This is a genomic window from Robertkochia sediminum, assembly GCF_016786255.1.
Lineage (GTDB): Bacteria > Bacteroidota > Bacteroidia > Flavobacteriales > Flavobacteriaceae > Robertkochia > Robertkochia sediminum.
Map to the genome: position 1 here is coordinate 147,116 of NZ_JADMKT010000078.1, position 25,122 is coordinate 172,237.

Annotated in this window: 24 protein-coding genes; 17 read left to right on the plus strand and 7 right to left on the minus strand. The window is 44.7% G+C overall.

Going from position 1 to position 25,122, the window contains the following annotated elements:
- Positions 1–186 precede the first annotated feature (186 nt).
- Positions 187–1,017, minus strand: a complete 831-nt coding sequence (locus IS446_RS11940) for an OmpA/MotB family protein (protein ID WP_203060979.1) — start codon at positions 1,015–1,017, stop codon at positions 187–189.
- Positions 1,018–1,366: 349 nt separating this feature from the next.
- Between IS446_RS11940 and IS446_RS11945 the strand changes: the two genes are divergently transcribed.
- From IS446_RS11945 to hpf, 3 genes are all read left to right on the plus strand, one after another.
- Positions 1,367–2,053 carry a fibronectin type III domain-containing protein gene (locus IS446_RS11945; RefSeq protein WP_203060980.1) on the plus strand — a complete coding sequence of 229 codons (687 nt, stop codon included), beginning with the start codon at positions 1,367–1,369 and terminating at the stop codon, positions 2,051–2,053.
- A gap of 643 nt (positions 2,054–2,696) precedes the next feature.
- Positions 2,697–3,923 carry a multidrug effflux MFS transporter gene (locus IS446_RS11950; RefSeq protein ID WP_203060981.1) on the plus strand — a complete coding sequence of 409 codons (1,227 nt, stop codon included), beginning with the start codon at positions 2,697–2,699 and terminating at the stop codon, positions 3,921–3,923.
- Between the two features lie 247 nt (positions 3,924–4,170).
- Positions 4,171–4,476, plus strand: a complete 306-nt coding sequence (gene hpf / locus IS446_RS11955) for a ribosome hibernation-promoting factor, HPF/YfiA family (protein WP_203060982.1) — start codon at positions 4,171–4,173, stop codon at positions 4,474–4,476.
- Between the two features lie 64 nt (positions 4,477–4,540).
- Here hpf and IS446_RS11960 read toward each other — a convergent pair whose 3' ends face one another.
- The 4 genes from IS446_RS11960 to IS446_RS11975 form a co-directional block, all read right to left on the minus strand.
- Positions 4,541–5,392 carry a dienelactone hydrolase family protein gene (locus tag IS446_RS11960; protein WP_203060983.1) on the minus strand — a complete coding sequence of 284 codons (852 nt, stop codon included), beginning with the start codon at positions 5,390–5,392 and terminating at the stop codon, positions 4,541–4,543.
- 70 nt (positions 5,393–5,462) lie between these two features.
- Positions 5,463–6,152, minus strand: coding sequence for an OmpA family protein (locus IS446_RS11965; protein WP_203060984.1), 690 nt, complete (start codon positions 6,150–6,152; stop codon positions 5,463–5,465).
- A 9-nt stretch (positions 6,153–6,161) separates the two neighbouring features.
- A complete protein-coding gene (locus IS446_RS11970; RefSeq protein WP_203060985.1) occupies positions 6,162–6,662 on the minus strand; it encodes a lipocalin family protein in 501 nt (166 codons plus the stop codon).
- Between the two features lie 82 nt (positions 6,663–6,744).
- Entirely contained in the window at positions 6,745–8,748 is a 2,004-nt protein-coding gene (locus IS446_RS11975) for an alpha-ketoacid dehydrogenase subunit alpha/beta (RefSeq protein ID WP_394370966.1), read from the minus strand.
- Between the two features lie 148 nt (positions 8,749–8,896).
- Here IS446_RS11975 and IS446_RS11980 point away from each other — a divergent pair, with 148 nt between their 5' ends.
- From IS446_RS11980 to IS446_RS12000, 5 genes are all read left to right on the plus strand, one after another.
- Positions 8,897–9,847 carry an isopenicillin N synthase family dioxygenase gene (locus tag IS446_RS11980; protein ID WP_203060986.1) on the plus strand — a complete coding sequence of 317 codons (951 nt, stop codon included), beginning with the start codon at positions 8,897–8,899 and terminating at the stop codon, positions 9,845–9,847.
- 24 nt (positions 9,848–9,871) lie between these two features.
- The gene (locus IS446_RS11985; protein ID WP_203060987.1) at positions 9,872–10,198 is read left to right on the plus strand and encodes a translation initiation factor; all 327 of its coding nucleotides are present in this window, start codon (positions 9,872–9,874) and stop codon (positions 10,196–10,198) included.
- A gap of 72 nt (positions 10,199–10,270) precedes the next feature.
- Complete coding sequence (locus IS446_RS11990; protein WP_203060988.1) at positions 10,271–11,203, plus strand: DUF1835 domain-containing protein; 933 nt, start codon at positions 10,271–10,273, stop codon at positions 11,201–11,203.
- Positions 11,204–11,207: 4 nt separating this feature from the next.
- The gene (locus tag IS446_RS11995; protein WP_203060989.1) at positions 11,208–12,086 is read left to right on the plus strand and encodes a nucleoside phosphorylase; all 879 of its coding nucleotides are present in this window, start codon (positions 11,208–11,210) and stop codon (positions 12,084–12,086) included.
- Positions 12,087–12,170: 84 nt separating this feature from the next.
- A complete protein-coding gene (locus IS446_RS12000; protein ID WP_203060990.1) occupies positions 12,171–13,022 on the plus strand; it encodes a substrate-binding domain-containing protein in 852 nt (283 codons plus the stop codon).
- Here IS446_RS12000 and ung read toward each other — a convergent pair.
- Positions 13,009–13,671: a uracil-DNA glycosylase gene (gene ung / locus IS446_RS12005; protein WP_203060991.1), complete on the minus strand. Its 663-nt coding sequence runs from the start codon at positions 13,669–13,671 to the stop codon at positions 13,009–13,011. The genes IS446_RS12000 and ung overlap by 14 nt on opposite strands.
- A 103-nt stretch (positions 13,672–13,774) precedes the next feature.
- Here ung and IS446_RS12010 point away from each other — a divergent pair, with 103 nt between their 5' ends.
- The 3 genes from IS446_RS12010 (at position 13,775) to IS446_RS12020 (ending at position 17,543) form a co-directional block, all read left to right on the plus strand.
- On the plus strand, positions 13,775–15,955 hold the full coding sequence (locus tag IS446_RS12010; protein ID WP_203060992.1) for an endonuclease MutS2: 2,181 nt from the start codon (positions 13,775–13,777) through the stop codon (positions 15,953–15,955).
- Positions 15,956–15,980: 25 nt separating this feature from the next.
- Entirely contained in the window at positions 15,981–16,406 is a 426-nt protein-coding gene (locus IS446_RS12015; protein WP_203060993.1) for a thiol-disulfide oxidoreductase DCC family protein, read from the plus strand.
- 78 nt (positions 16,407–16,484) lie between these two features.
- Positions 16,485–17,543, plus strand: a complete 1,059-nt coding sequence (locus IS446_RS12020; RefSeq protein ID WP_203060994.1) for a VWA domain-containing protein — start codon at positions 16,485–16,487, stop codon at positions 17,541–17,543.
- 59 nt (positions 17,544–17,602) lie between these two features.
- On the opposite strand, the gene IS446_RS12025 is transcribed toward IS446_RS12020, so the two are convergent.
- Positions 17,603–19,105, minus strand: a complete 1,503-nt coding sequence (locus IS446_RS12025; RefSeq protein WP_203060995.1) for a DEAD/DEAH box helicase — start codon at positions 19,103–19,105, stop codon at positions 17,603–17,605.
- 226 nt (positions 19,106–19,331) lie between these two features.
- Between IS446_RS12025 and IS446_RS12030 the strand changes: the two genes are divergently transcribed.
- The 6 genes from IS446_RS12030 (at position 19,332) to IS446_RS12055 (ending at position 25,119) form a co-directional block, all read left to right on the plus strand.
- On the plus strand, positions 19,332–19,760 hold the full coding sequence (locus tag IS446_RS12030; protein WP_203060996.1) for an FKBP-type peptidyl-prolyl cis-trans isomerase: 429 nt from the start codon (positions 19,332–19,334) through the stop codon (positions 19,758–19,760).
- Between the two features lie 216 nt (positions 19,761–19,976).
- Positions 19,977–20,840, plus strand: a complete 864-nt coding sequence (locus IS446_RS12035; protein ID WP_203060997.1) for a sigma-70 family RNA polymerase sigma factor — start codon at positions 19,977–19,979, stop codon at positions 20,838–20,840.
- 72 nt (positions 20,841–20,912) lie between these two features.
- Positions 20,913–23,177, plus strand: a complete 2,265-nt coding sequence (locus IS446_RS12040) for a transglycosylase domain-containing protein (protein ID WP_203060998.1) — start codon at positions 20,913–20,915, stop codon at positions 23,175–23,177.
- A 62-nt stretch (positions 23,178–23,239) separates the two neighbouring features.
- Positions 23,240–24,511: a mechanosensitive ion channel family protein gene (locus IS446_RS12045; RefSeq protein ID WP_203060999.1), complete on the plus strand. Its 1,272-nt coding sequence runs from the start codon at positions 23,240–23,242 to the stop codon at positions 24,509–24,511.
- A gap of 60 nt (positions 24,512–24,571) precedes the next feature.
- Positions 24,572–24,793: a hypothetical protein gene (locus IS446_RS12050; RefSeq protein ID WP_203061000.1), complete on the plus strand. Its 222-nt coding sequence runs from the start codon at positions 24,572–24,574 to the stop codon at positions 24,791–24,793.
- A 134-nt stretch (positions 24,794–24,927) separates the two neighbouring features.
- Positions 24,928–25,119, plus strand: a complete 192-nt coding sequence (locus tag IS446_RS12055; RefSeq protein WP_203061001.1) for a hypothetical protein — start codon at positions 24,928–24,930, stop codon at positions 25,117–25,119.
- Positions 25,120–25,122: the final 3 nt, after the last annotated feature.

Here is a 25,122-nt window from a genome sequence, read left to right on the forward strand (position 1 = left end):
AGTAAAGAGTGAAGAGTGAAGAATTCAGCTTAAAGCTTAAAGCGTAATGTCTAAAGCGTAAAGCCTAAAGCCTAAAGCAGGGCAGAGCGCAATAAAACAGCTGAAACCGTCAACTAAATAGCAAAAAAAAGAGGGGATGTTTGTCATCCCCTCTTTTTCAGTTAACATTTATGTTACAACCAACAATTAGTTGTTTTGCATAAGAGCAAGGAACTGATCGATATTTGGAAGAATAACGATTCTTGTTCTTCTGTTTTGTGCACGACCTTCTTTAGTATCGTTGCTTGCAACTGGCTTGTAGCTACTTCTTCCTGATGCGATAAGTTTTTCCGGAGCAATTCCGAACTCATCCTGAAGCTTGTTCACTACAGAAGCAGCTCTGAGTACACTTAGGTCCCAGTTACCTCTTAGTTGCTCTGTTCTTACCGGACGATCGTCTGTGTGACCTTCAACCATTACAGAGATGCTTGGCTCAGAATTTACAACATCTGCGATCTTCTTAAGAATGTTGTCAGCCTTGTTGCTAACTCTGAAGCTTGCAGTGTTGAATAAAAGCTCATCTGCAATAGAGATCATTACTACAGTCTCGTCAATGCTTACAGAGATGTTGCTTTCTTCGTCCATATTACTTTCACTAACGTGCTTTTTAAGCTTGTGTGAAAGTGCAATATTCATAGAATCTTTAAGGGTTTTGGCTTCGGCCAGAACAGCAGGATCAACCTCTTTAAGGGTTTCAAGCATAGCAGCCTTAGCATCATTAGAAAGTACCGCTACATCGTCTACATTAACGAGTCTTGCATTGTTCTCTTCAGTAAGTGAATTGATCTTGTCGTTGTATGCAGCAACACGACTTTCGATCTCAGCAAATTTTTCCTCGAGTTCCTCTTTTTCTACAGTAGTTTGAACAAGCTCACTTTTTATTTGTCCGTTCTCTTCCTGAAGTGCAACATATTTCTTTTTAGAAACACATGAACTCATGAGTGCGATAGCAAGAACTGCAATTGAAATTTTTTTCATAATGATTATTTAGATTTTGTTATATGTACGAGCATTTTTCCGAATTAGATCTTTTAAAATCACTTTTATTTTAACAAAAAATTACGCCACCAATTCCTGCACTTCCTAGCATTTTATAATTCAATAAGTTACAGGAAGTAATGAAGTTGAGTTTTTTTAAAAAAAAATGGACCTGAGACAGCCATTTGAGACTAATCAGGTCGATATTCCCGATAAATTAGCTAAACAAAACCGGAAAGGGGATACATGAGAATTAATATTGACCGAAAATTCCCGTCATTCATGGACGCTTGGTATCCCTCTGGCCGATTTAACCTAACTTGCTGGCCGACAATAATTTCCCTGAATTATGAATTTTAGAGTAGGCCTTGTGATTTTGCTATTATCAGTTGCCTTGTTTTGGTCTTGTGAGCGGGACGATCCGCCGGCCATCAATGAGGTCCCTTCGGCGCCGATACCACAAAGTCCTGAAAACTACAGCATACTAACAGGGAAAACAGTACTTTTTACCTGGAATGCCGCAAAAGATCCGGAAGGGCAGAAGATCTCCTATAACCTTCAACTTTCTACAAATGCCGACTTCACGGAGATCATATTCTCTGATGTATTGCACACACCCGGTCACGAGATAACTGTTCCCGATTCAGGTTTTTATTTTTGGCGGGTGAGGGCCAGAGACGATTCAAAAAAGACCAGTGCGTTCTCAGAAAGACAGAACTTTTGTATCGCATCATCAGAAATCACCAATTATCCGCCATTCCCACCAGAACGTCGGTTTCCGGAATTAGATGAAGTGGTAAATCCCGATCAGGTAGATCTGGGATGGTCTGCTTTTGATCTCGATGATACCTCCCTTAGTTACAATGTTTATGTAGGTACCGAATACGGTAGTCAGAACCTGGTGGCCCAGGACATTACTGAAGATGCTATAACCCTCAAACTGGAGGAAGCAGATGTATATTATTGGAAGGTCGAGGCCATAGACCCTTCAGGAAACCGCACGGAAAGCCCAATTTGGTGGTTTACGTCTATATGACAGCAAACACCCGCAGGCTCTCAGACCTTTATGATCCTAAAAAATACTCCAGATACTTGAGCTGAATTGCCATATTAGTAACAACTCTCCCAAACCTATGAAATTGGTGATTATTCCTATGGGCAGGAAAAAAACCGCACACAGCTAAATGTGGCGATAATGGCCTATGTACATTATTTATCGCATTTGAACAGCCACTGGATGCCCATGAGGTTAAGGATTGAAATTGGATGACATCTGGAAATGTGTCCTCATAATTCTTGTAAAACCGTTCGCAGCGAATAGTTGGTTAAATACCAAAGTATTTGGAAACACTTCATGAAAACCATTTCTGGTAATATATGAACCAATTTGGTTCAGGATCCCTATAGCTGCGTATGATGATAAAATCGCTGCGCTATATGAGATATATTCCAATTGCACTATAGATATCCGGGTAATTATTAATTACCTAATAGGGTTGCCATACATCACTTTTACATAATACCTGACGATATGGTTCAGAAGGCCCCATATCTGATATTATGCTAAAATAGCTTCGCTATGCGTGATGTATTTCATTTGCACTATAATTTATATTATGTAAAATAGGATATTTTGAATACCACATATACTACCCGGATTTATAACGTACTTTTGCCAAATGATCCAAAAACGTATTCCCTCCCAATTTGAGTTTATAGCTCTAATGGCTTCCCTTATGTCTATTGCCGCCCTGGCCATAGATGCCTTATTGCCGGCCTTAGACCTGATCGGGATCGATATCGGGATCACCAATACTGCGAACAACCAGCTTTTGATCACCATGATGTTCCTCGGCCTTGGTACGGGTCCGCTGTTATTCGGCCCGCTTTCTGACAGCCTTGGTCGTAAACCCATTGTATTCATGGGCTTCTTTGTATTTATTATAGCAAGTATCATTTGCGTAAAGGCGCCAAATCTTGAAGTTATGATCATGGGCCGTATTCTTCAAGGTGTCGGACTCTCTGCGCCAAGGACGATAAGTATTGCCATGGTTCGCGATCTCTATCGCGGCGACCATATGGCCCGTATCATGAGCTTTATCACGGTAGTATTTCTGCTCGTACCTATTGTGGCACCGGCTATGGGCCAGATGGTGATCGATAGCTATAACTGGCAGGCCATTTTTTATATACAGCTCCTATTCACCCTTTTGGTATGCCTTTGGTTTTGGAAAAGGCAGCCCGAAACCCTTGAATACGACAAGCGAACCCCGCTAAAAATGAATTTGTTTTCAAGAGGTACGCGAGAACTCTTTAAATATCCACGCACCATAGGTTTTACCCTGATATCCGGTTTTATAACCGGGTCTTTCCTGGTATACCTCAGTGCTTCTCAACACATTTTCCAGGAGCAATACGGACTCAAAGAAGAGTTTCCTTATATATTCGCAGCACTGGCCATTTCTATTGGCCTGGCCACCTTTATGAATGGGTCTTTGGTATTACGACTGGGTATGGAGCGCCTGGTAACCATTGCCCTGGGAGGCTACTTTATTTTTTCGGCCACCTACCTCCTGCTGTTCTTTGCTGCGCCCAACCCTCCTGTAGTAGTCTTACTGGTATTCTTTGCCCTGCAATTTTTCTCTGTAGGATTTCTTTTCGGAAACTTAAGAGCGCTTGCCATGGAACCCGTGGGGCATATTGCGGGGATCGCTGCAGCCATTACGGGACTCATATCTACCCTTATGGCGGTTCCCATTAGCACCTTTATCGGACGCTTTGTTTCTGGCGCAAGAGTGTATCCGCTGTTTATCGGCTTCACGGTATGTGCATTTCTCTCGATCTGTATCCTCGTTTACCTGAAAACCTATGGGTTCAGGCTAAAAAGGATGCGTTCCCGAAATTAATTAACCACTCACCTATTTTAAAAGGAGATCACGACCCTTGTTTTAACTCAAAGCTTTGCTTTCTGAAATGGTCTCTGCAGATCGTTGAAAAATACCTTTCAATTCGTTAAAAATCTTGGAGGGCCATCATAATTTATTTACCTTTCTAAATCATGATACAAGTCATCTTTCTTAGCAATAGATGGTTGTATCTTAGAGATAGTAACGGTTGGAAAAACCGTATTGTTTAACCCATAAAGTAAACACTATGCAAATAAATTTTGAGTATGATGCCGTGACCGCCAGCAGCCGATTAGAAGAAATGGTAAGCAAGAGAATCGACAAACTCGTTGATAAGTACGATTTTATAGTTCGTGCCGATGTGTTCTTTAAAACAGAAAATACATCATCTCCTGATACCGGTAAAATTTGCAATATTCGGCTAAGTGCTCCCGGCCCGCGTTTGTTTGCTCAGGCTAATACCAAAAGCTACGAAATGTCTATTGCCGAGGCATCAGACGAACTTGAGATCCAATTACGTAAGCGTAAAGAAAAAATGAAAACTCATCACTAAGGGTACAACAACCATCATAAAAAAAGGGGCCACAGCGCCCCTTTCTTTTTGCTTTTTATGGACATCATTCAAATACCTCGTCAAGCATCGATCGTAATGCTTCCCATGATCTGCGATCGGCCTCTTCATTATAGGCCAAAGGCAATCCGAACTCTTCGCCCAGGGCATCGGCCTCTTTCGAGGTAAAGGCGTGAACAGCATTTTCATAGGCTATGTATTCGTAATTTGCTCCGGCCTCGTCCATGGCCGCCTTAAAGGCTGTTACATCTTCCTGAGTCACCATAGGATCGTCGGCCCCGTTACATACAAGAACCCTGGCCTTTAGGTCTTCCCCCGGTGGTACCGGAAGGGCGATCCCACTGTGAAAAGCGGCAACCGCATCGACATCGGCACCTGCATTAGCCATGGTGAGGGCTACAGAACCTCCGAAGCAATACCCGATAACGGCGATCTTTTCCGGATCCACTTGTTCATTATTTTTGAGCACCTCCATGGCGGCATTGAATCGTGCCTTAGCTTCGGGCATGTTTTTCATCACCATCCCGGCAAATTTTCCTGCCTCCTCAGGGTGTTTGGCTTGTTTCCCTTCACCATACATATCTATCGCAAAGGCCACATACCCCATTTCGGCAAGCATATCTGCTCGTTCGCGCGTATAATCATTATGCCCCCACCATTCGTGGATCACAATAATTCCGGGAACCTTCCCCGTTATTTGTTCATTCCAGGCCATATAACCTTTCATCAGGGTAGTGTCGCTCTGATATTCGACCTCCTCCCCTCTTATATTCACTTCAACTATTTCTTCAACGGTCTCTGTTACCGCAGGTGCTTCTGTTGCTGCCTTTGGTCCCTGTTTACAGGCACTAACGGCAAGCAACAAAAAGCATACACTAATTACAGATGTAATTTTCATGAGTTTTGATTTTTAATTAAAAAAAGGTTCGCTAATTGCGAACCTTAATATAAAACTATTTTACTGAAGATCAGTTTCCTTCTTTTGCCTCTTCGATCATTTCCTCTGAAGCCACGATACCCAATTCTACCCTCCTGTTCTTAACACGGCCTTCTTCTGTAGCATTGTCGTATTTAGGTTGTGTTTCTCCATACCATTTGGTTTTAAGTCGGCTTGAAGCCACTCCGTGAGAGATCAGGTAATCGGTAACAGACTGGGCTCTCTTCTGAGAAAGGGTCATATTGTAGTCGTCTCTTCCCGAACTATCAGTATGTCCTTCTACTAGTATATTCGTATCGTCATACTCAACGAATACCTCGGCCATTTTATCTAAGGTAGCCTTTCCTTCGGATGTAAGCTCTGCCTTATTGATCTCGAATTGAACGCCACTATTTTCATCGAAGGTTACATTGATGCCCTCTCCTATCCGGGTTACCTCTGCTCCGGGTACCGACGCCTCAATGGCCTCTGCCTGCCTGTCCATCTTATTTCCTATTCGGTTACCCACAGCACCACCAATGGCGGCACCAATTATGGCTCCGATCACCGAATTGTTCTTATCACCGACATTATTCCCGATGATCCCTCCGATCACAGCTCCCGATGAAGCACCGATCGCTGTACCTTTCTGAGTACTGTTAGAATTCTGGATGGCATCGCATCCCGTGATGAGCACCAGGCCTAAACAAAGCAGGGCGATCTTTTTAATTACTTTTTTCATAACGCTATTTTACATTGATTTTTTACTGAATTCAAAGGTCATTCCAACCGAGTCTCCTCCTGCACTTTCAGTACTGCTAAGCACCATGGAATTAGGAGTTATACTTTCGATGTTAAAGGCATATCCCACCCCTCCATAAAGGTCCTTTTTCTTCTCGTCGGTAAATTTGAACGTAAAGGTCGACGGATTACCATTCGCATCGTTCTGGATCGACCATCTGATATAGCGAATTCCGGGGTTGCAATCTTCATTGTAAAGGGTATAGGTCCCGGTACTGTTGTTGGACCTGAAGAACCACTCGCTCCCATTAAAACATTTGGTATCGGCGTCGTTAAAGAGTACAGATTTAAAATAGCCCTCAGACTGATAAGAAACCTGATCCAGGTTCCATGTGCCATCGAGACCACTTCGAAGCCCCTTGTTTTCCTTTCCTAAGTTCGAACTCCCCCCACAGGAAAGAAAAAGTAACACTCCTGAAAGTGTTAAAAAGAATTTGATGTATTTTTTCATAACTATCTAATTATTAGCTACATAAAAATACTACAATAACATTTCCCTACCAAAATATAGGAAGAATGAACAGGAAAATCGGTCAATACTCCAGCAAGTCATCGAGGGTATTCACAAGCCTTTCTTTAGGAAGGAATTCTTTCTCCAGATTCTTCGCAAAAGGCACCGGGGTATCTAAGCTTCCTACTCTTTTTACCGGAGCATCGAGATATTCAAAACAGTTTTCCTGGATCAAGGCTGCCAATTCTGCACCAAACCCCATAAAAGAGGTGTCTTCATGCACCACCAGCACCTTTCCTGTGCGCTTTACCCAGGTATAGATGGTTTCGGTATCCAAAGGTTGTAAACTGCGCAGATCGATCAAAGCAACCTCTTGATATGATTCTTGTTCCAGAACTTCCATGGCCCAATGCACACCGGCACCATAGGTAATGATCACCGCTTTAGCACCTTCTTTCAGTACGGCTGCCTCCCCAAGGGGAAGCGAATAATACGCTTCAGGAACTTCCTGCCTTATCGTTCGGTATAAGGCTTTATGCTCAAAGAACAATACCGGATTAGGGTCTTCGATGGCTTCGGTCAACAGACCTTTAGCATCTGCCGGAAAGGCCGGATAGACCACCTTCAAGCCAGGTGTTTTTAGGAACCAGGCCTCATTGGTCTGTGAGTGAAACGGACCGGCACCGACACCACCTCCACAGGGCATCCTAACCACTACATCGGCATTTTGGCCCCAACGGTAGTGTACTTTGGCCAGGTAGTTAACGATCGGATTAAATCCGGAAGACACGAAATCGGCAAATTGCATCTCTACCACAGATTTGACGCCTTTGACCGATAGGCCCATGGCTGCAGAGAGCACGATCGATTCACAAATAGGAGTGTTCCTTACGCGTTCTTTCCCAAATCGGTCTGAAAATCCTTCGGTGATCTTAAATACCCCACCGTATTCGGCGATATCCTGCCCCATGATCACCATCTCCGGGTACCTTTCCATAGCCTGGTATAGGGCTTCAGATACAGCGTCAACGAACCGGAGTTCCTTAGAACTTCCTATGGCCGGCACGGCTTGTGATCGATAGGGTGCATAGACATCGCTAAGCTCGTTTGCACTGTTGGCCGTCACAGCATCTTCAGCAAAAGCCTGGGCTAAACCTTCATTGATCTCCTTTTTAATAGACGCTCTCAGGTGGTCATCAGCATCGGTGTCAAGAATACCTTCTGCTATTAAAAATTCCCTGTAATTGGTCACAGGATCCTTTTCTTCCCAGGCGCGAATAAGATCATCAGGAACGTAGGCAACCCCACTGGCTTCCTCATGTCCGCGACGCCTGAAGGTTTTAAACTCGAGTAATACAGGTCTTGGATCTTTCCTGATGCTCTGCGCTACAGCGTTCACCTTTTCATAGACCTCAAGAATATTATTTCCTTCAATAATATGAGATTCCATACCATAGCCAGCACCACGATCGGCAATATGCTCACAGCGGTACTGTTCTGATGAAGGAGTGGATAACCCATACCCATTGTTCTCCACACAAAAGATCACAGGCAGGTCCCAGACCGAAGCCAGGTTAAGGGCTTCGTGAAAATCTCCTTCACTGGTGGCCCCTTCTCCTGTAAATACGGCTACTGCCTCTTGATTATTGCGCAACTTGGCCGCCAGGGCAATACCGTCGGCAACACCCAGCTGAGGGCCCAAATGAGAGATCATCCCGACAATATTATAGTCGTTGGCACCAAAATGAAAACTGCGGTCTCGACCCTTGGTAAATCCGGACATCTTACCTTGCCATTGGGCAAATAACCGCGGTAACGGAATACCACGGGTGGTAAATACCCCGAGATTTCGGTGCATGGGCAAAATGTATTCATCTGCCTGCATGGCCATGGTCACTCCTACAGCAATAGCCTCCTGCCCGATCCCGCTAAACCATTTGGAGATCTTGCCCTGCCGTAATAAAATGAGCATCTTTTCTTCTATAAGCCTGGACCGCAACATATGGCGGTACAGATCAAGCTGTACTTGCTGTGATATATTTCTGTTTTCGTATGAGAAAACGGTTGTTCCGGAAAAACCTGACATAAGCATATTTAAGTATCACCCCAAAATAGTAAAAAAGATGAAGCTCGTATTCAGTCTAAAATATTTTTCTTACAAAAACCTTCTTTTAGGGGAATACGAAAATATGTACCTTTGCATGCATCAATGCACGTTAAAACACTGATTAACAATGGATAGGATACCAAGTGTGGATCTGGGAGAATTTCTGTCGGAGGATCCGAAATTAAAGCAAAAATTTATCGACGAGATCGGAAAGGCCTACGAAGAGATCGGATTTGTAGCCCTGAAAGGACACTTCCTTTCCGACAGTTTGATCGAAGACCTCTACGAACAAGTGCGTAATTTCTTTGCGCTGCCTGAAGATGTGAAGAAGAAATATGAAATAGAGGGTATTGGCGGTCAACGCGGGTACACCGCTTTCGGTAAAGAACATGCGAAAGGCCGTAAGGAAGGTGACCTGAAGGAATTCTGGCACTTTGGACAATATGTCGAAGACAACATGGAATTAGAAAAGGCTTATCCTCCTAATGTCCTGGTAGAGGAAATACCTGAATTCAACGCTGTGGGTAAAAAGGCGTATAAGGCGCTGGAGAACACCGCGCGCTATGTACTTCGGGCCCTTGCACTCCACCTGGGATTGGAAGAAACCTATTTTGACGGATACATCAAGAACGGAAATTCCATTTTAAGACCCATCCACTATCCACCAATCACCGAAGAGCCTAAAGATGCTGTAAGGGCTGCCGCTCACGGTGATATTAATCTTATTACCCTCCTCATGGGAGCTCAGGGTCGCGGACTCCAGGTGCAGAATCACCAGGGAGAATGGATAGACGCCATTGCAGCTCCTGATGAACTCATGATCAATGTTGGTGATATGCTGTCGAGACACACCAATAACAGGTTAAAATCGACCATCCACCGCGTGATCAATCCACCTAAAGAACTTTGGGGTAGTTCCAGATACTCCATTCCTTTCTTTATGCACCCTGTAAGCGATATGCCTTTAAACGTGCTGGATAGCTGTGTAGATAGCGATAATCCTAAACAATACGAGGATATTACCGCCGGGGAGTTCCTACATGAACGTTTGGTAGACCTCGGACTCATAAAAGAATAAGAACCCTTTAAACATACTGCCTCAATGGATCTTCAGGATCAACTCAAAAATCTTTTTCCCGACCACGAATTCCAGGAAGAAACACAGAATACCCAGGACGATGGCCTATGGCTACAGGATGAGCCGTTGCTGTGTAAATACGAAAAAAGAAAAGGGAAACCGATCACCATTATAGAAGGATATACCGGAGCCGACTCCGATTTTAAAAAACTGGCCAAAGATATCAAGACCACCTTAAGCGTTGGCGGTAGTTTTAAGAACGAACGCATTATTATTCAGGGGGATTACCGCGATAAGATCATGACGCTTCTGAAGGAAAAAGGCTTTAAGGTAAAACGGGTAGGCGGTTGATCGATCTCTGGTTAGGATACGGGGCATATTAAAGTTATTTTATTACTTTTATAGCTACCTAACTAACTAAAAATGAAGACTCCACTACACATTACCAACGGGGATGCACTAACGCAAACCCTGGAGCAGCTGGATCTCGAAGGTTACATCGTGACCTGGCGTGAAATGCTTTGTGAAGGAAAGACCACCACCGATGTGGGTAGTGAATCCTTCTGGCGACAGCGCTTTGAATTTCTTAATTCCCGCTACAAAGTCTCCAAAAAGAAATTTATCGACCTTACCCTGAAAGAGTATCGGAACCTCTGTAAACACAAAAAAGAGGATGAGATCGTACTCTGGTTCGAAGACGACCTGTTTTGCCAGGTCAACATGCTCGCCGTCCTGAGCTGGCTTTTGAAACATCGCAAGCATGCTAATATCTTCCTGGTCAAACTTACCAAAAAAGACAAGAAGGGTCGTTGGGTGCCGCTGAGCGATCTGAACGAAAAAGAACTCAGAAAGTGTTATGAAAAACGCCAACTACTTTCTGAAGACGATATAGAATACGCCGATTACATCTGGCAGTTGTACTGTGAAAGCAATCCGATGAGGCTGCAAAATGCCATTAATGAGCATAGAGAAGCCTTCCCTTTCCTTTCACCTGCCCTGGAGGCACATTACAGAAGATTTCCTTCGGTAAAGAACGGACTAAATTTTCTGGAAAACAGGATGCTGGAAATTACCGACACCCATACCCCGGCTAATAAAAGCAAACTTATAGGTGCAATGCTGGGTAACCAAGAGAATTACGGATTCACAGAACTCCAGTACGAGAGCATGAGCAAACGACTCCGTCCCATGTTCCAGGCCATAAATCCCGTTCGCCTGAGCAAACTTGGAAAAGAAGTATTGGCCGGAACCACGAATTACTACCCTGTACTTCGCAATGACAACGATTACCTGGGTGGAGCATCCAAATACGCCTATTTGTTCTACGAAGAAGAAAATCAATTACTAAAACTCTGATCACGTGCTGCAAGCCTCAGAACTCATACTAAATAGTGACGGGAGTATTTATCATCTGGCCCTGAAGCCGGAAGATATTGCTCCCAGCATTATTACTGTGGGCGATCCGGGTAGGGTTGGCATGGTTTCACGATATTTTGATCATATTGAAGTGAAGCGTGAAAAAAGAGAGTTCGTAACCCATACAGGCACCTTTAAATGCAAACGCATTACGGTGATCTCTACCGGGATCGGTACCGATAATATCGATATTGTCCTGAACGAATTGGATGCCCTGGTTAATATCGACCTTGAAAAAAGGGCCATTAAAGAACATCTCACCCCACTTAACATTATCAGAGTAGGAACTTCGGGATCCCTGCGCAGAGAGCTTGAAGTAGATAGTTTCGTGGCATCGGCCTATGGTATAGGTTTTGATAACCTTTTACACTTTTATCAGGATGGGAATATCGTAGAAAAAGCGATGTCTAAAGCCCTCTACGATCATATGAACTGGCCTAAGGAGAACAGCACTCCCTATATTGTAAAGGCCCACCCTGATCTTATTGCGCTGTTCTCCGGAACAGAGATCACCTCTGGAGTTACCACGACCAATTCCGGGTTCTATGGGCCTCAGGGGCGCCAGCTTCGCACCCCAATCAAAGACCCGGTGTTTAATGATAAATTATTTGATTTTGAGTTTGAAGGTCTTCGTATCACTAACCTGGAGATGGAAACCTCAGCTATCTACGCCCTTTCTGCCCTGATGGGACATCGCGCCATGTCTCTTAATGTTATTCTGGCCAATCGCGCCAGCGGTACGTTCACTAAAAATGGGAAAGCAGCTGTAGACAGCCTCATACAATACACCCTGAATAAGATCGCCCTGTCCCCTATTTTTTAATTTTAGGCGATTTTTTTCGCCCATATATCGCTAAACCGCTAAATCCACCTTAATTTTAACGAACGATCACAAAATACCATCTCGATGAAAACCATCAAAATCGTTGGAGTCCCCGAGCACTTTAACCTGCCATGGCATTTAGCCATTGAAGAAGGGGCCTTTGAAGACCGGGGCATCGAAGTGGTTTGGACCGATATCCCGGAGGGAACGGGACGTATGTGTAGCATGCTCAGAGCGCAAGAGGCCGACCTGGCCATTATCCTTACCGAAGGGATCACTAAAGACATTGCTGAGGGCAACCCCAGTAAGATCCTCCAGGAATACATCGCTTCTCCTCTTTATTGGGGTATTCACGTAGATGCGCATAGTCCTTACCGGGAGATGAGCGATATACGTGGTAAAACAGCAGCTATAAGCCGCTATGGCAGCGGAAGTCACCTCATGGCATTTATCCATGCAGACAACCAGGGATGGGACACAAATAACCTTTCCTTCAAAGTCGTTGACCATCTCCAGGGGGCTGTAGCTTCTCTGCAAAATGGGGGATCTGATTACTTTATGTGGGAACATTTTACGACCAAACCCCTGGTCGACCAGGGCATATTCCGAAGGCTGGGCGATTGCCCGACACCATGGCCCTGTTTTGTGATCGCCGCCAGTGATCATGCCATAAAAAAACATGGTTCAGCACTTAAACATATACTTGAAGTGATCAATACATTTACGGCTGAATTCAAGGATATCCCCAGTATAGACCGAATGCTGTCTAACCGCTACGAACAGGACCTCGGAGATATCAGGGAGTGGTTGGCACTAACCCGCTGGAGCCAGCAACAATTGCCGCCGGCCATCCTTAAGAACGTACAGGATCAGCTTATGAAATTAGGCCTCCTTAAAGAACAACTTTCCTATAGCGAAATCACTACCACTCTATAGGTTTCCTGTTCTTGTTTTTCAGCCAGGTATTGCACTGGGAGAAATGCCCGTTACCAAACCAATAGCCCCTGTTGGCGCTTAGCGGTGATGGATGTCCGCACTCAAGAATGAGATGCTTCTCCCTATTAATGAGCTTTTTCTTTTTTCTGGCATAGCCACCCCATAACATAAATACCACATGTTGCTGTGATGCCGACAAACGGGCGATCACCTGGTCGGTAAATCGCTCCCACCCTTTTCCCTGATGACTTCCTGCTTGTGATGCCCTAACCGTTAAGGTGGCATTAAGCAGTAGCACCCCTTGTTGGGCCCAATGAGTAAGGTCTCCGGATACCGGCACAGGGTTTCCAGTATCAGCATGGATCTCCTTAAAGATATTCACCAGGGATGGAGGGTGTTTTACCCCCTCATTTACAGAAAAGCAAAGACCATGGGCCTGGCCTTCCCCGTGATAGGGATCCTGCCCAAGGATCACCACCTTAACCTCTTCAGGAGCACAATATTCAAAGGCCTTATACACATAAGCTTCAGGCGGATAACAGGTGTGCTGATCGTATTCCCGCGCTACGTGATCCATAAGCGATTTAAAATAAGGCGCCGCTAACTCGTCCTTCAGTAGGGATCGCCATTCACGGGGTAGTTGGTTCATGATCATAGGGTTATTTTTTTGGGTTAGCCGATTTCTGAATTGAATTCAGAATTGCCGTATAAGTTATGTAAATTTGTGCTGCTCAAAAAGCCTCCTAAAAGCAATGCATAAAATAACAGAAAAAACATTGAACGACCTTGAACTGAACAAGGTTCTGGAACAAATAAGCGAATGCTGCGTTACCGGACCGGGCCGGGCCCTGGCACTGAAAACTGCACCATTTCGCGAGGAGGAAGCTATCATGTCTTCGCTGAAGCAAACGCATGAGTACCTGGCATCGTTCGAAAACAACAATACCATACCCAATCACTACTTTGACCCTATTCATGAAGAGCTCAAGATGCTACAGATCGAAAATAGTGTTCTTGAAATTGAAAGCTTCAGAAAGATCGCCGGCATTTCGGCCACAGTGAATGAGCATCTCAAGTTCTTTAAGAAGTTCGAAGAATACTATCCGCATTTGGCTTCGGCTTGCAACCATATGGAACTTACCACTCTTTTTGTGGATGAGACCGGAAAAGTGATCGATCGTTTTGGAGAGATCAAAGACAACGCCTCAGAAGCCCTTTATCACATCCGAAAGGCCATGGGCATGGTGCGCAACAAGATCAACCAAAGTTTTGGCAGCGCGCTTTCCAATTATGCATCTGCCGGTTATCTTGATGATATTCGCGAAAGTGTGATCGACAATAAACGCGTATTGGCTGTGACGGCCATGTACCGCAAGCGTATTAAGGGTTCTATCCTTGGCCATTCCAAAACCGGCAGTATAGTCTATATGGAACCGGAATCTACCCATCAGTACAACAGGGAACTGGACAACCTGAAATACGAAGAGACCGAGGAGATCCAGCGTATCTTAAAGGCGCTTACCAATACATTCAGGCCGTTTACGGCATTATTGGCCGATTACCAGGATTACCTTTCCATGACCGACCTTACTGCGGGAAAGGCGAAATATGCGGCTTCTATTAACGCCTTATTGCCTGAGATCACCAAAGAAAGGGTCATGCATTTCAGGGAAGCCTACCACCCCTTATTGCTTGTGGCCAACCGCAAGGAAAATAAACCCACCTATCCGCAAACCGTAACCCTGGAGCAGGAAAACAGGATCATCGTGATCTCCGGACCCAATGCCGGAGGAAAGAGTATCACCCTCAAGACCGTCGGATTACTACAGCTCATGCTGCAATGCGGTATTCTGATCCCTGTACACGAACGAAGCTCTACGTTTCTGTTTGACCGTATTCTCACCGATATTGGCGACAATCAATCTATAGAGAATCATCTGAGTACCTACAGCTACCGACTGAAGAACATGAACTACTTTTTGCGAAAATGCAATGATCGCACCTTGTTCCTGATCGATGAGTTCGGAACGGGGAGTGATCCTGAGCTTGGTGGAGCCCTTGCTGAAACCTTCCTGGAAGTATTTTACGAGCGGGAAGCCTATGGTATTATAACCACCCACTACTCCAACCTTAAAATGTTGGCCAACGAACTTCCGCACGCCATGAATGCCAATATGATGTTCGATCGCCGAACACTTGAGCCTGTATTTCAATTGGTACTCGGAGAAGCCGGTAGCTCCTTCACATTCGAGGTTGCTCAAAAGAACGGGATCCCGTACAGTCTGATCAACAGGGCTAAAAAGAAGATCGAACGCGGAAAGGTTCGATTTGACGCCACCATCGCCAAACTGCAAAAAGAACGCAGTAAAATGGCCAAGACCTCAAGTTCCCTGAAGGATGAGGAGGAAAAAACCAGAGAGGAAGCCAGGAAAATGGAACAGCTCAATACCCGTTTAAAGAGCAAGCTGGAAAGTTACCAGGAACTCTTTGACCATAACCAACGTATGATCTATCTCGGGAATAAGATCAACGAGATCGCCGAGAAGTATTTTATCAACAAGAAGAAACGACCACTCATTTCTGAATTCCTCAGGATCGTAGAAACAGAAAATTCGAAGCGGAAGAAAGAATCGGCGGCCAAAAAGCGATCAGAGCGCGAACGTAAGGAGGTTATTGCGAAAGAATTGGAGAAAAAGGTTGCCGTGATCCGGGAAAAGAAAAAAGAAGAGAAGAAAAAGAAAGCTGCAGAACAGGTTAAACCAAAACCAAGACCGGCCTTGAAAGTGGGCGACCGCGTGCGCCTGGAAGACGGGCGTGCCGTTGGAAGCATTGACACCATAGAAAAGAACAAGGCCATTGTAAATTACGGCATGTTCACGACCTCTGTGGCATTGGATAAACTGGAATTGGTCGAGGCCAAAAAACGATCCTGAGGTTAAAAATCCTTAACTTTTACCCATGGAACTGGAACAAGGAAAAAAGATCATACTCTTTGACGGGGTTTGCAATTTGTGCAACGGTGCAATAAATTTTGTAATCGACCGCGACCGAAGGGATGTATTCCGATACGCTTCTCTACAGAGTGAAACGGGATCCAGGTTACTGTCTGAGCGCAATATAAACCCCGAAGAAACCGATTCTATCGTCCTCATAGAGCCGGGAATGGCTTGGTTCGTTAAATCTGACGCGGCCATGGAAATAGCCAAAGACCTGGGATGGCCATGGAAGGCCTTATCCGTGTTCAGCTATATACTTCCGGGGGTTTTTCGCGACAGGATCTACGACCTTATTGCAGCCAACCGCTATAAATGGTTTGGCAGGAAAGAACAGTGCATGATCCCCACCCCAGACCTTCGCTCCAAGTTTCTTGACGACCTGGAATAGGCGATTTTTTTTATCCCGGCATACTTTTGAACAGCGTCTCGTCGTTATTTAGGTATAACCAAAGCTTAAACGCATACGATGAGACTACCTATTCTTTATCCGGCTTTCCTATTATTTTCTCTTTTATTTCTATCCTGTGGCAATGCCGATGACGGCCCCAACACCCAAGGCATAGATCCCTGCCTCGACCTGGGGAAAAGTGAACTCCGCGTGACCATACAGGAAGAATACACCACCCTGCCCGGTAAGGTTTCGGTTTTCTTTAAGGTTAACGATGTCTCCGGTGATCCGGTACCCGGGCTCACCGCAAGTAGCTTTAATATTTACGAGAAAGGAAGGAATGACAATTGCTTTAATCCGATCTCTGCAACCGAATCGAACGCGCGCATTTCTCCCAACGAGCAGATCTTCAGGCAGCATACCCTGCTAGTACTCGATCTCTCTAATAGTGTGCTCAGTCAAAGTCTCCAGGAGCTCAAGAGCGCCTCGGTAAGTTTTATAAGAAATGTCATGCCCGTAAATCCGAATCCCGCCTATCAAATGGGGATCTTCTGGTTTGACGGGGAAGATGTACTTCACGAGCTTCAAGGCTTTACCGAAGACCGCGATGTGCTCACAGCGGCCATCGAAAGTATTACTACCAATATTAGCCAGGACCCTTCTACAGACCTTTACGGAGCAGTGATCAAATCGACCGCTATCGCCAATGACCTGGTTATGGCTGCCGATAACGAGGAGATCATTTCTGCGGCCTCTGTGGTATTATTTACCGACGGAACCGACCAGGCTGGGCGCTACACGCGAAATCAAGCCTTGGGAACCGTGGAAAGTGCCGACGAGAACATCAGCTTTTTCAGTATAGGACTGGGATCAGAGATCGACGAGGCCGTTCTCCTGAACATTGGGAAGACCAGTAGTGTTTTTGCAAATAATAAAGAAGAACTGGAAGCCACTTTCAATGAGATCTCCGAAGCTGTTGGCGGACAAGCCCGTAGTTTTTATCTTTTCGAGTATTGCAGCCCTAAACGAGATGGTAGTGGTATCAATCAACTGGTGATACAGGCCGTAGACGGATCCCGAAGCGGAGCCGTTCAAACCAAATTCGATGCTACCGGATTTACCTCGGGTTGCCGGTAACTCACGGCTTGTCCTATAAACAAAAGATCCCCCCGTTTTTGCGGAGGGATCTTTTGTTTTTATTGGTATGCTTTGACAATGTTTACCCGAAGCTTTTTAAAGTAATCATCGGCAAGCCAGTCTCTGTAGTTTTTGGTACTTTTTGCTATACACTGGGAGTATCTGTTTATGCGGCAATCGATATCGTCTCTGAGCTCCATGGCCAGCATTCTTGCCTCGTAGGCATCCTCACTGTTTTCGACACACATGCGTGTATGTTGCTCTAAGGATCGCTCCAGGATCACCTTAGAACGTTGTCCGTTCTTCAACACCTCGTCGTAAATACTTTCCACATCAAAGGTTACCACCGGGGTATTCGCGAACTTCTCGCGAATGTGGTTAGGCATCTGGTAGAAGAAATTACGTTCGATCTCTTCATCGTCTTTAATGCTTTCCAGGTAAAAATCAGGGAATTTAAAGATGTGTTGCCAATCTACGGGATCGCTCCACAATCCGAAGCGGGCAACGTTATTCCCCAGGTCGATCACCGTAAAGTTCTTCTTATTGGCCAGAACCCTTGATCCCCTACCGATCATCTGGAAATAAAGCGTTAAAGAACGCGTAGCCCTGTTCAGGATAATGCTCTCCACTGTAGGCTCATCGAATCCGGTAGTAAGAATACTTACCGAACTCAAAATAGCATCCGGGGTATCTCTGAACCACCTCAGGATCTCCTTACGCTCGTTACTACTATGGGTATTATCCAGGTGACGAACGGGGTATCCCGCTTCCCTGAACAATTCATAAACGTACCAGGAGGTGTTGATCCCGTTATTAAATATCAGGGTCTTTTTACCCTTAGAACGCTCCTCATATGCCGTAAGCAGCTTTTCCTGCATATCGAGCTTTGAGTAAAGAGCCTCAGACGACTTAACGGTATAATCGCCATTGATACCTACCTTAAGAGAAGTTAGCCCTACGTCATAAGAATAGATCTCTGCCTTGGCGAGGAACCCCTTATCTATAAGGGCCTGAATAGGTTCTCCTGTAATGAGTTCGTTGTAATTATCCTTCATCGGAAGTTTAATATTAGAACTCAGCGGGGTGGCTGTAACCCCAATGATAAAGCTCTTTTTAAAGAACGAAAGGAGTTTACGGAACGAATTGTAATGCGCCTCATCAATAATGACCAGGCCAACATCGTCAATTTCCAGTTTCTTATCGTAAAGTCGGTTCTTGAGCGTCTCGACCATGGCTACGAAACACATGTATTCGTGCTGATCGGGCAGCTCCTTCACCTTGCTGTTTATGATCTTATTCTTGACTTTGAAGCCACGTAGCATCTTAGAGGTCTGCTTACTCAATTCGATACGATGGGTAAGCACAACCACCTTCTTTCCGGTTTCTTCAATATACCTTCTCACGATCTCCGAGAAGATCACCGTTTTACCACCACCCGTAGGTAGCTGGTAAAGCAAATGATAGTTATCAGGGCGGTTATTAATGCGATCGAAGATCTCGTCTATGGCGCCTTTTTGATAGTCATAAAGCTCTTTTTTCTCTATTTCATCTATCGCATACATAATTCCAGGGCAGCTTAAATTTCAATCCAGCAAAATTAATCGAAATAAGGGATACACTGAAATTTTAGGCGGCTAAATCTGAAAATTAACACAACCGTATGAATGTCAGGATATCAACGAGCGTTTTCACGAATCTTAACAAAATTCATATGGTTGTCCGATATATTAGGAGTAGTTTCGTAGCTTATTTAAAATCGGGCCACTGGCCCACCCTAAAAATAATTTTATGAGTCAAGTAAAAGCTAACGACACTGTAAAAGTTCATTACACCGGTAAACTCACAAACGGGCAGGTTTTTGATAGTTCCCTGGAAAGAGAGCCCCTTGAATTTACCCTCGGTAAAGGAATGCTTATCCCCGGATTCGAGAACGGGATCCTTGATATGAAAGTAAACGAAAAGAAAACTATTGAGATACCTGCAGAGCAAGCCTATGGTGATACCCGCGAGGAACTCATCCAGGAAGTACCAATGAGTGAGCTTCCGGAAGAGATAAAGCCTGAGGTAGGAATGCAACTTATTTCTAAGGCGCCTGACGGACGTGAAATTCCGCTTATGGTTTCTGAAGTAAAAGAAGAAAGTATCATGGTAGACGCCAACCACCCACTGGCTGGAAAAGACCTGATCTTTGATGTAGAGGTGATCGAGATCCTCTAATTCTTTCTCAACATACATTCAAAAGCACCGATGGCATGAACTTGCTGCCGGTGCTTTTTTTATGACGATATATCCTTCTACCTTCATGGTTTTTTAAATAAATTTTCTTAAAAAAACCTTAAAGTTATTGTATTTCAGGCGTTTAAGATTTGTTTTACTTGCTTTTCTCACAAAAAAATGTTATTAAGAGGATAATTCCTTAATAAGAGAAAATATATGAGACAACTAAAGATCGTTAAGCAGGTTACCAACCGCGAATCCAAATCCCTTGATAAATACCTACAGGACATCAGCAAGATCGATATGATCACCGCCGAAGAAGAGGTGGAGCTGGCCCAGCGTATCAAACAAGGAGATCAACTGGCTCTTGAGAAACTCACCAAGGCCAACCTGAGATTTGTGGTGTCGGTGGCCAAACAGTACCAGAATCAGGGACTAAAGCTTGCCGATCTTATTAATGAGGGAAATATAGGACTGGTAAAAGCCGCTAAAAGATTTGATGAGACCCGTGGTTTCAAGTTCATATCGTATGCGGTTTGGTGGATTCGTCAATCGATCCTTCAGGCCCTGGCCGAACAGTCGCGAATTGTGCGTTTACCGCTAAACAAGATCGGCTCGATCAATAAGATCAATAAGGCCTTTTCTTTCCTCGAACAAAAACACGAGCGTCCGCCTTCTGCAGAAGAGCTGGCACGGGAGCTTGACATGACCGTTAAAGATGTCAAGCAATCGCTAAAGAATGCCGGAAGGCATGTCTCTATGGACGCCCCGCTCAAGGAGGGCGAATCTTCAAGCTTATACGACGTTGTCAAATCGGCAGAATCACCTAATCCAGACAAAAAGTTGCTGCATGATTCTTTGTTCACAGAGATCACCAGGGCACTTGACACCTTGTCGACACGTGAGGCCGATGTGATCAAATTGAATTATGGCATTGGGCAGGAACAACCCATGACCCTGGAGGAGATCGGAGATATCTTTGATCTTACCAGAGAACGGGTAAGGCAGATAAGGGAAAAAGGTATTAGACGCCTTCGCCACAATTCCAGAAGTAAGATCCTGAAAATGTACCTGGGGTAACCATACCACTTTTTATTAGTGACAAACATCTATTTCTGCATTCCTTACGTATAATATTTAAAATGCGTGAAGATGAAGTGGAGATTTCCCGGTAATTTCAAAAAAATACTGGCTATCTTTTTAGGTAGCCTTTTCTTTTTATCCCTCTTATTCCTGATATCTGTATTTTCCGGATTCTGGGGTCCACTACCCGGCAAAAAAGCACTGGCATCCAAAAACCTGGATCTGGCCACCGTACTGGTAGACCACCACGGACAAACCATTGGAAAATTATTCAGGGAAGACCGCATTCCTATATCGATCGAAGACATGCCTCCTCACCTTCTTGAGGCCCTCGTGGCAACTGAAGATGCCAGGTTCTACGAGCATAGTGGTACGGATACAAAAAGTCTTTTTCGCGTTTTCATTAAGACCATTGTCCTGCAAAATGCCTCTTCAGGAGGTGGCAGTACCCTGACCCAACAATTAGCAAAGAATCTTTATGGAAGGGAAAGATCGGGGAATCTGGCCCTGGTTGCCCATAAGATCAGAGAGTCTGTGATCGCATCACGCCTGGAAGAACTTTACACTAAGGAGGAACTATTGGAGAAATACCTTAATACGGTTTCCTTTCCCGACAATACCTACGGCATAGAAAGCGCCTCAAGGCGTTTTTTCAGTAAACCTGCAGCAGCATTAACATTACCTGAAGCAGCCGCGCTCATCGGGTCTCTAAAAGCAACCCATACCTATAACCCTCGTTTATTTCCTGAACGAAATATGCAAAGGCGTAATGTGGTATTACATCAAATGCTGAAATACGGCAAGATCGATGAAGCCTCCTACCTCGAATTAAGCGAACAACCTTTGATTCTCGAACTGAATTCCAAACGAATAACCCACGATCGCGCAGCCTATTTCAGAGAACAGGTGAGAAAAGAGCTGGAAGCCTGGGTAGCGACCTTTCAAAAGGAGAATGGTGAAGAGATCGATCTATACAGGGACGGACTCATCATTAAAACTACCCTTGACCTGGATATGCAGGTCATGGCCGAAGAAAGTGTAAAACAGCACATGGAGTCCCTGCAAAAGGTATTTGAGGCAAGTTATGGCAAACGCGCTCCATGGGATAAGAATACCACCCTTGCCAAAGCCGTGATCAAAGAATCTGCCCCCTATAAGAAATGGGCCGCGCAAGGATGGCCTCATCAAGCGATCATGGATTCGCTCGAGGCCAGATCAGAGAAACAAATATTCACCTGGCAGGGCACAAAAAAACGCAACCTGAGCACTACAGACAGCTTATTGCACTACCTTAAACTGATCAATGTAGGCTGGGTAAGCCTGGATCCTCCAAGTGGCGCCGTAAGAACCTGGATCGGGGGCATCGACTACGATCATATCCAGTACGATCACGTAGTACAAAGTAAAAGGCAGGTGGGCTCTGTCTTTAAACCCATAGTCTATGCCACCGCCATCGAACAGGGAATCCCTGCATGCACCTATTATGACCTGAGAAAGATCGCCTACAAGAACCTGGGCGGTTGGACCCCTGAGAATGCCTCGGAAAAAGACGATAAAAAGTACATGAACTATTCTATGGAATACGCCTTAAGTCGCTCTGTAAATACAGTTTCAGTTAAGGTGATGGAAGATGCCGGTATACCCAATGTCATAAGTACCGCCAGGAACATGGGAATCTCCTCCCCCCTGCCGCCAGTGCCATCGCTGGCGCTTGGAACGGCCGAGCTTTCGGTACTGGAAGTAGCCCGTGCCTATACAGCCTTTGTGAATAATGGAATACCCAGTGACCCCTATTTTATAGAAGAGATCACCACCAATGATGGTAAGGTCTTATTTACCCGTGAACCGCAACAACCCAATACAGCTGCCTTTTCAAAACGAACAGCACAAACCATACGTGAAATGCTCAGGTCGGTAGTGAGAGAAGGTACCGCCAGCCGACTGGCCGGACGTTACGGAATACATGCCGAGATAGCAGGTAAAACAGGTACCACCCAAAATAATAAAGACGGATGGTTCGTTGGCTTCAACCCCGGGATCGTAAGCGTTTCCTGGGTCGGGTTAGACGATCAACGACTTGGATTTAATTCGACCGCAATTGGTCAGGGAGCGAATTCGGCACTGCCCCTATTTGCCTTGTGGTGGCAACAGCTGGAAGATCACAGACCTTCGAAAGCCTTGACTACAGCCAAATTCGAAACCCCTGAAGCAGAGGTGCTGGAAGCCTTAGACTGTAAGACAGAAAAAAGGGACGGATTCTTCAAGCGGCTATTCAAGAACCCGAACAAGACCCGCAACAAGGATTTTAAAGGCATTCCAAACCAGGGGAAATAACCTTTTACAGGATTTTAATACTCTGAAAATCCTGCTAATTTTGTATTCCAAATAGTACAACCATGATCGACAACGAAAACCTGCCCAAGGTCTTTAGTTTAATAAAAAATCTATTACTCGAACAGGGCTATTCTGAAACCCTGGCCAAGCAGGTCAACCTCGGAATAAACCTCGTGCTGGCGTTGGTTATGCTCATTGTGCTTGACCGGTTACTGCGAAAACTTATCATTACCGGATTCAAAAGGTTCTCTGATAAGACCAACACGACCTTCGATGATTTCCTCGCAACCAGTAATTTCCCGAAATACACGGCCCATATTATTCCTTTCGTCATTTTTGAAAGGATGATCCCTTCTTTATTTCACGATTTCCCCTTTTGGGAAGATCTTTTTTTGAAAGCAACAGACATCTATCTCATCCTGCTTATTGTCTGGATCATACGCAGTGTGATCAAGTCGACCAAGGAATACCTTAAAACCAAGGAGTATTTTAAGGATAAACCCCTTGACTCATACAGCCAGATCGTGATCATCTTCTTATGGGCCTTTGCCGCACTGGTGATCTTTTCGCAGGTCATGAATCAGGATATTTTTCAGTTCCTGGCCACGTTGGGAGCAGCATCGGCCATTATCCTGCTCGTATTCAAAGACACCATTCTCGGATTTGTAGCGAGCATACAGGTATCTGTAAACGATATGGTGCGTATTGGCGACTGGATCACTATTGAGAAATTCGGAGCCGACGGTGATGTGATCGAGATCAATCTCACCACGGTAAAAGTGCGCAACTTTGACCATACCATTACTACCATCCCTACCTATTCCCTTATTTCTGATTCGTTCAAAAACTGGAGAGGCATGACTCAAAGTGGTGGCCGCAGGATCAAACGCTCTGTTTTTATCGCTTCATCAAGTGTTCGCTTTCTTTCGGAAGAAGAGATCGAGCATATTTTGAGGATCCAGCTTATAGCTCCTTATGTAAAGAAAAGGCAAAGCGATATCAACCGTTTCAACACCGATCGAAGTGCAGACAAGTCACTGGCCATAAACGGGAGAAACCAAACCAACCTTGGCATCTTTCGTAAATATTGTGACCATTACCTGGAAAACCATCCGGCGGTCAATAAAGACCTCATGATCATGACAAGGATCCTGCAGCCTACTGCTCAGGGCATTCCATTGGAGATCTATGCCTTTTCGGCCGATAAAGTTTGGCAGAACTACGAACGCATACAAGCCGATATCATGGAACACCTCATTGCAGCTGTACACTACTTCAAGCTCGAGCTACACGAACAACCTACCGGCAAGGATGTAAAATGGCTAAAAAGCTGATTTTTAGCTATTTATTAAGATGTTTTAACCTGATAATCGCGTATTTTTTGGAAAAAAGCTATGCGATCAACAGCTATTATTCTGGTTTACGCCGTAAGTATCTTTCTGGTATTCTTTGTCGCCCTCACACAAATGGACGTTCGCTTCGACCTCGTGTTCTACGCCATGGTCCTGGGACAGTTTCTTGTAGGGGTTATGGTCTATATGGTACTTAAAGACAATTACAAAACCGATAAAACCTTTGACCATTGGTATGAGGATCATCCCAATGAAATAGAGTAAAATTTTTTGAACTCTTTCACATTTACATTTCTATTTCTAAGGGATTCGTTAAAACTTCTGTAAAGTAATCTTAAGGCTTACGATTTTACAACCAGGTAGTTATAAATTCATGGTGACCAATAAATACATCAATTATGAAATCGCTTGTCTACCTTTTACTTATGTTGCTTACCGCAGCCATAAGTGACGATCCTGAAAACGAAAAATTCGAGGATAAATCATCAAAATGTCTTAAAGCCCGTACTTCATGTACCGTTAAAACCGTATGCACTTACAACCTTGAACAGCGTGCAAGGGTATGCACCAAACCTGAGGGAGTATCTTAATAA

Excerpts from the sequence above, each read along its gene's own strand:
- IS446_RS11940 (WP_203060979.1), bottom strand. The coding sequence starts at position 1,017 with ATGAAAAAAATTTCAATTGCAGTTCTTGCTATCGCACTCATGAGTTCA.
- IS446_RS11945 (WP_203060980.1), top strand. The coding sequence starts at position 1,367 with ATGAATTTTAGAGTAGGCCTTGTGATTTTGCTATTATCAGTTGCCTTG.
- IS446_RS11950 (WP_203060981.1), top strand. The coding sequence starts at position 2,697 with ATGATCCAAAAACGTATTCCCTCCCAATTTGAGTTTATAGCTCTAATG.
- hpf (WP_203060982.1), top strand. The coding sequence starts at position 4,171 with ATGCAAATAAATTTTGAGTATGATGCCGTGACCGCCAGCAGCCGATTA.
- IS446_RS11960 (WP_203060983.1), bottom strand. The coding sequence starts at position 5,392 with ATGAAAATTACATCTGTAATTAGTGTATGCTTTTTGTTGCTTGCCGTT.
- IS446_RS11965 (WP_203060984.1), bottom strand. The coding sequence starts at position 6,152 with ATGAAAAAAGTAATTAAAAAGATCGCCCTGCTTTGTTTAGGCCTGGTG.
- IS446_RS11970 (WP_203060985.1), bottom strand. The coding sequence starts at position 6,662 with ATGAAAAAATACATCAAATTCTTTTTAACACTTTCAGGAGTGTTACTT.
- IS446_RS11975 (WP_394370966.1), bottom strand. The coding sequence starts at position 8,748 with ATGTCAGGTTTTTCCGGAACAACCGTTTTCTCATACGAAAACAGAAAT.
- IS446_RS11980 (WP_203060986.1), top strand. The coding sequence starts at position 8,897 with ATGGATAGGATACCAAGTGTGGATCTGGGAGAATTTCTGTCGGAGGAT.
- IS446_RS11985 (WP_203060987.1), top strand. The coding sequence starts at position 9,872 with ATGGATCTTCAGGATCAACTCAAAAATCTTTTTCCCGACCACGAATTC.
- IS446_RS11990 (WP_203060988.1), top strand. The coding sequence starts at position 10,271 with ATGAAGACTCCACTACACATTACCAACGGGGATGCACTAACGCAAACC.
- IS446_RS12000 (WP_203060990.1), top strand. The coding sequence starts at position 12,171 with ATGAAAACCATCAAAATCGTTGGAGTCCCCGAGCACTTTAACCTGCCA.
- ung (WP_203060991.1), bottom strand. The coding sequence starts at position 13,671 with ATGAACCAACTACCCCGTGAATGGCGATCCCTACTGAAGGACGAGTTA.
- IS446_RS12010 (WP_203060992.1), top strand. The coding sequence starts at position 13,775 with ATGCATAAAATAACAGAAAAAACATTGAACGACCTTGAACTGAACAAG.
- IS446_RS12015 (WP_203060993.1), top strand. The coding sequence starts at position 15,981 with ATGGAACTGGAACAAGGAAAAAAGATCATACTCTTTGACGGGGTTTGC.
- IS446_RS12020 (WP_203060994.1), top strand. The coding sequence starts at position 16,485 with ATGAGACTACCTATTCTTTATCCGGCTTTCCTATTATTTTCTCTTTTA.
- IS446_RS12025 (WP_203060995.1), bottom strand. The coding sequence starts at position 19,105 with ATGTATGCGATAGATGAAATAGAGAAAAAAGAGCTTTATGACTATCAA.
- IS446_RS12030 (WP_203060996.1), top strand. The coding sequence starts at position 19,332 with ATGAGTCAAGTAAAAGCTAACGACACTGTAAAAGTTCATTACACCGGT.
- IS446_RS12035 (WP_203060997.1), top strand. The coding sequence starts at position 19,977 with ATGAGACAACTAAAGATCGTTAAGCAGGTTACCAACCGCGAATCCAAA.
- IS446_RS12040 (WP_203060998.1), top strand. The coding sequence starts at position 20,913 with ATGAAGTGGAGATTTCCCGGTAATTTCAAAAAAATACTGGCTATCTTT.
- IS446_RS12045 (WP_203060999.1), top strand. The coding sequence starts at position 23,240 with ATGATCGACAACGAAAACCTGCCCAAGGTCTTTAGTTTAATAAAAAAT.
- IS446_RS12050 (WP_203061000.1), top strand. The coding sequence starts at position 24,572 with ATGCGATCAACAGCTATTATTCTGGTTTACGCCGTAAGTATCTTTCTG.
- IS446_RS12055 (WP_203061001.1), top strand. The coding sequence starts at position 24,928 with ATGAAATCGCTTGTCTACCTTTTACTTATGTTGCTTACCGCAGCCATA.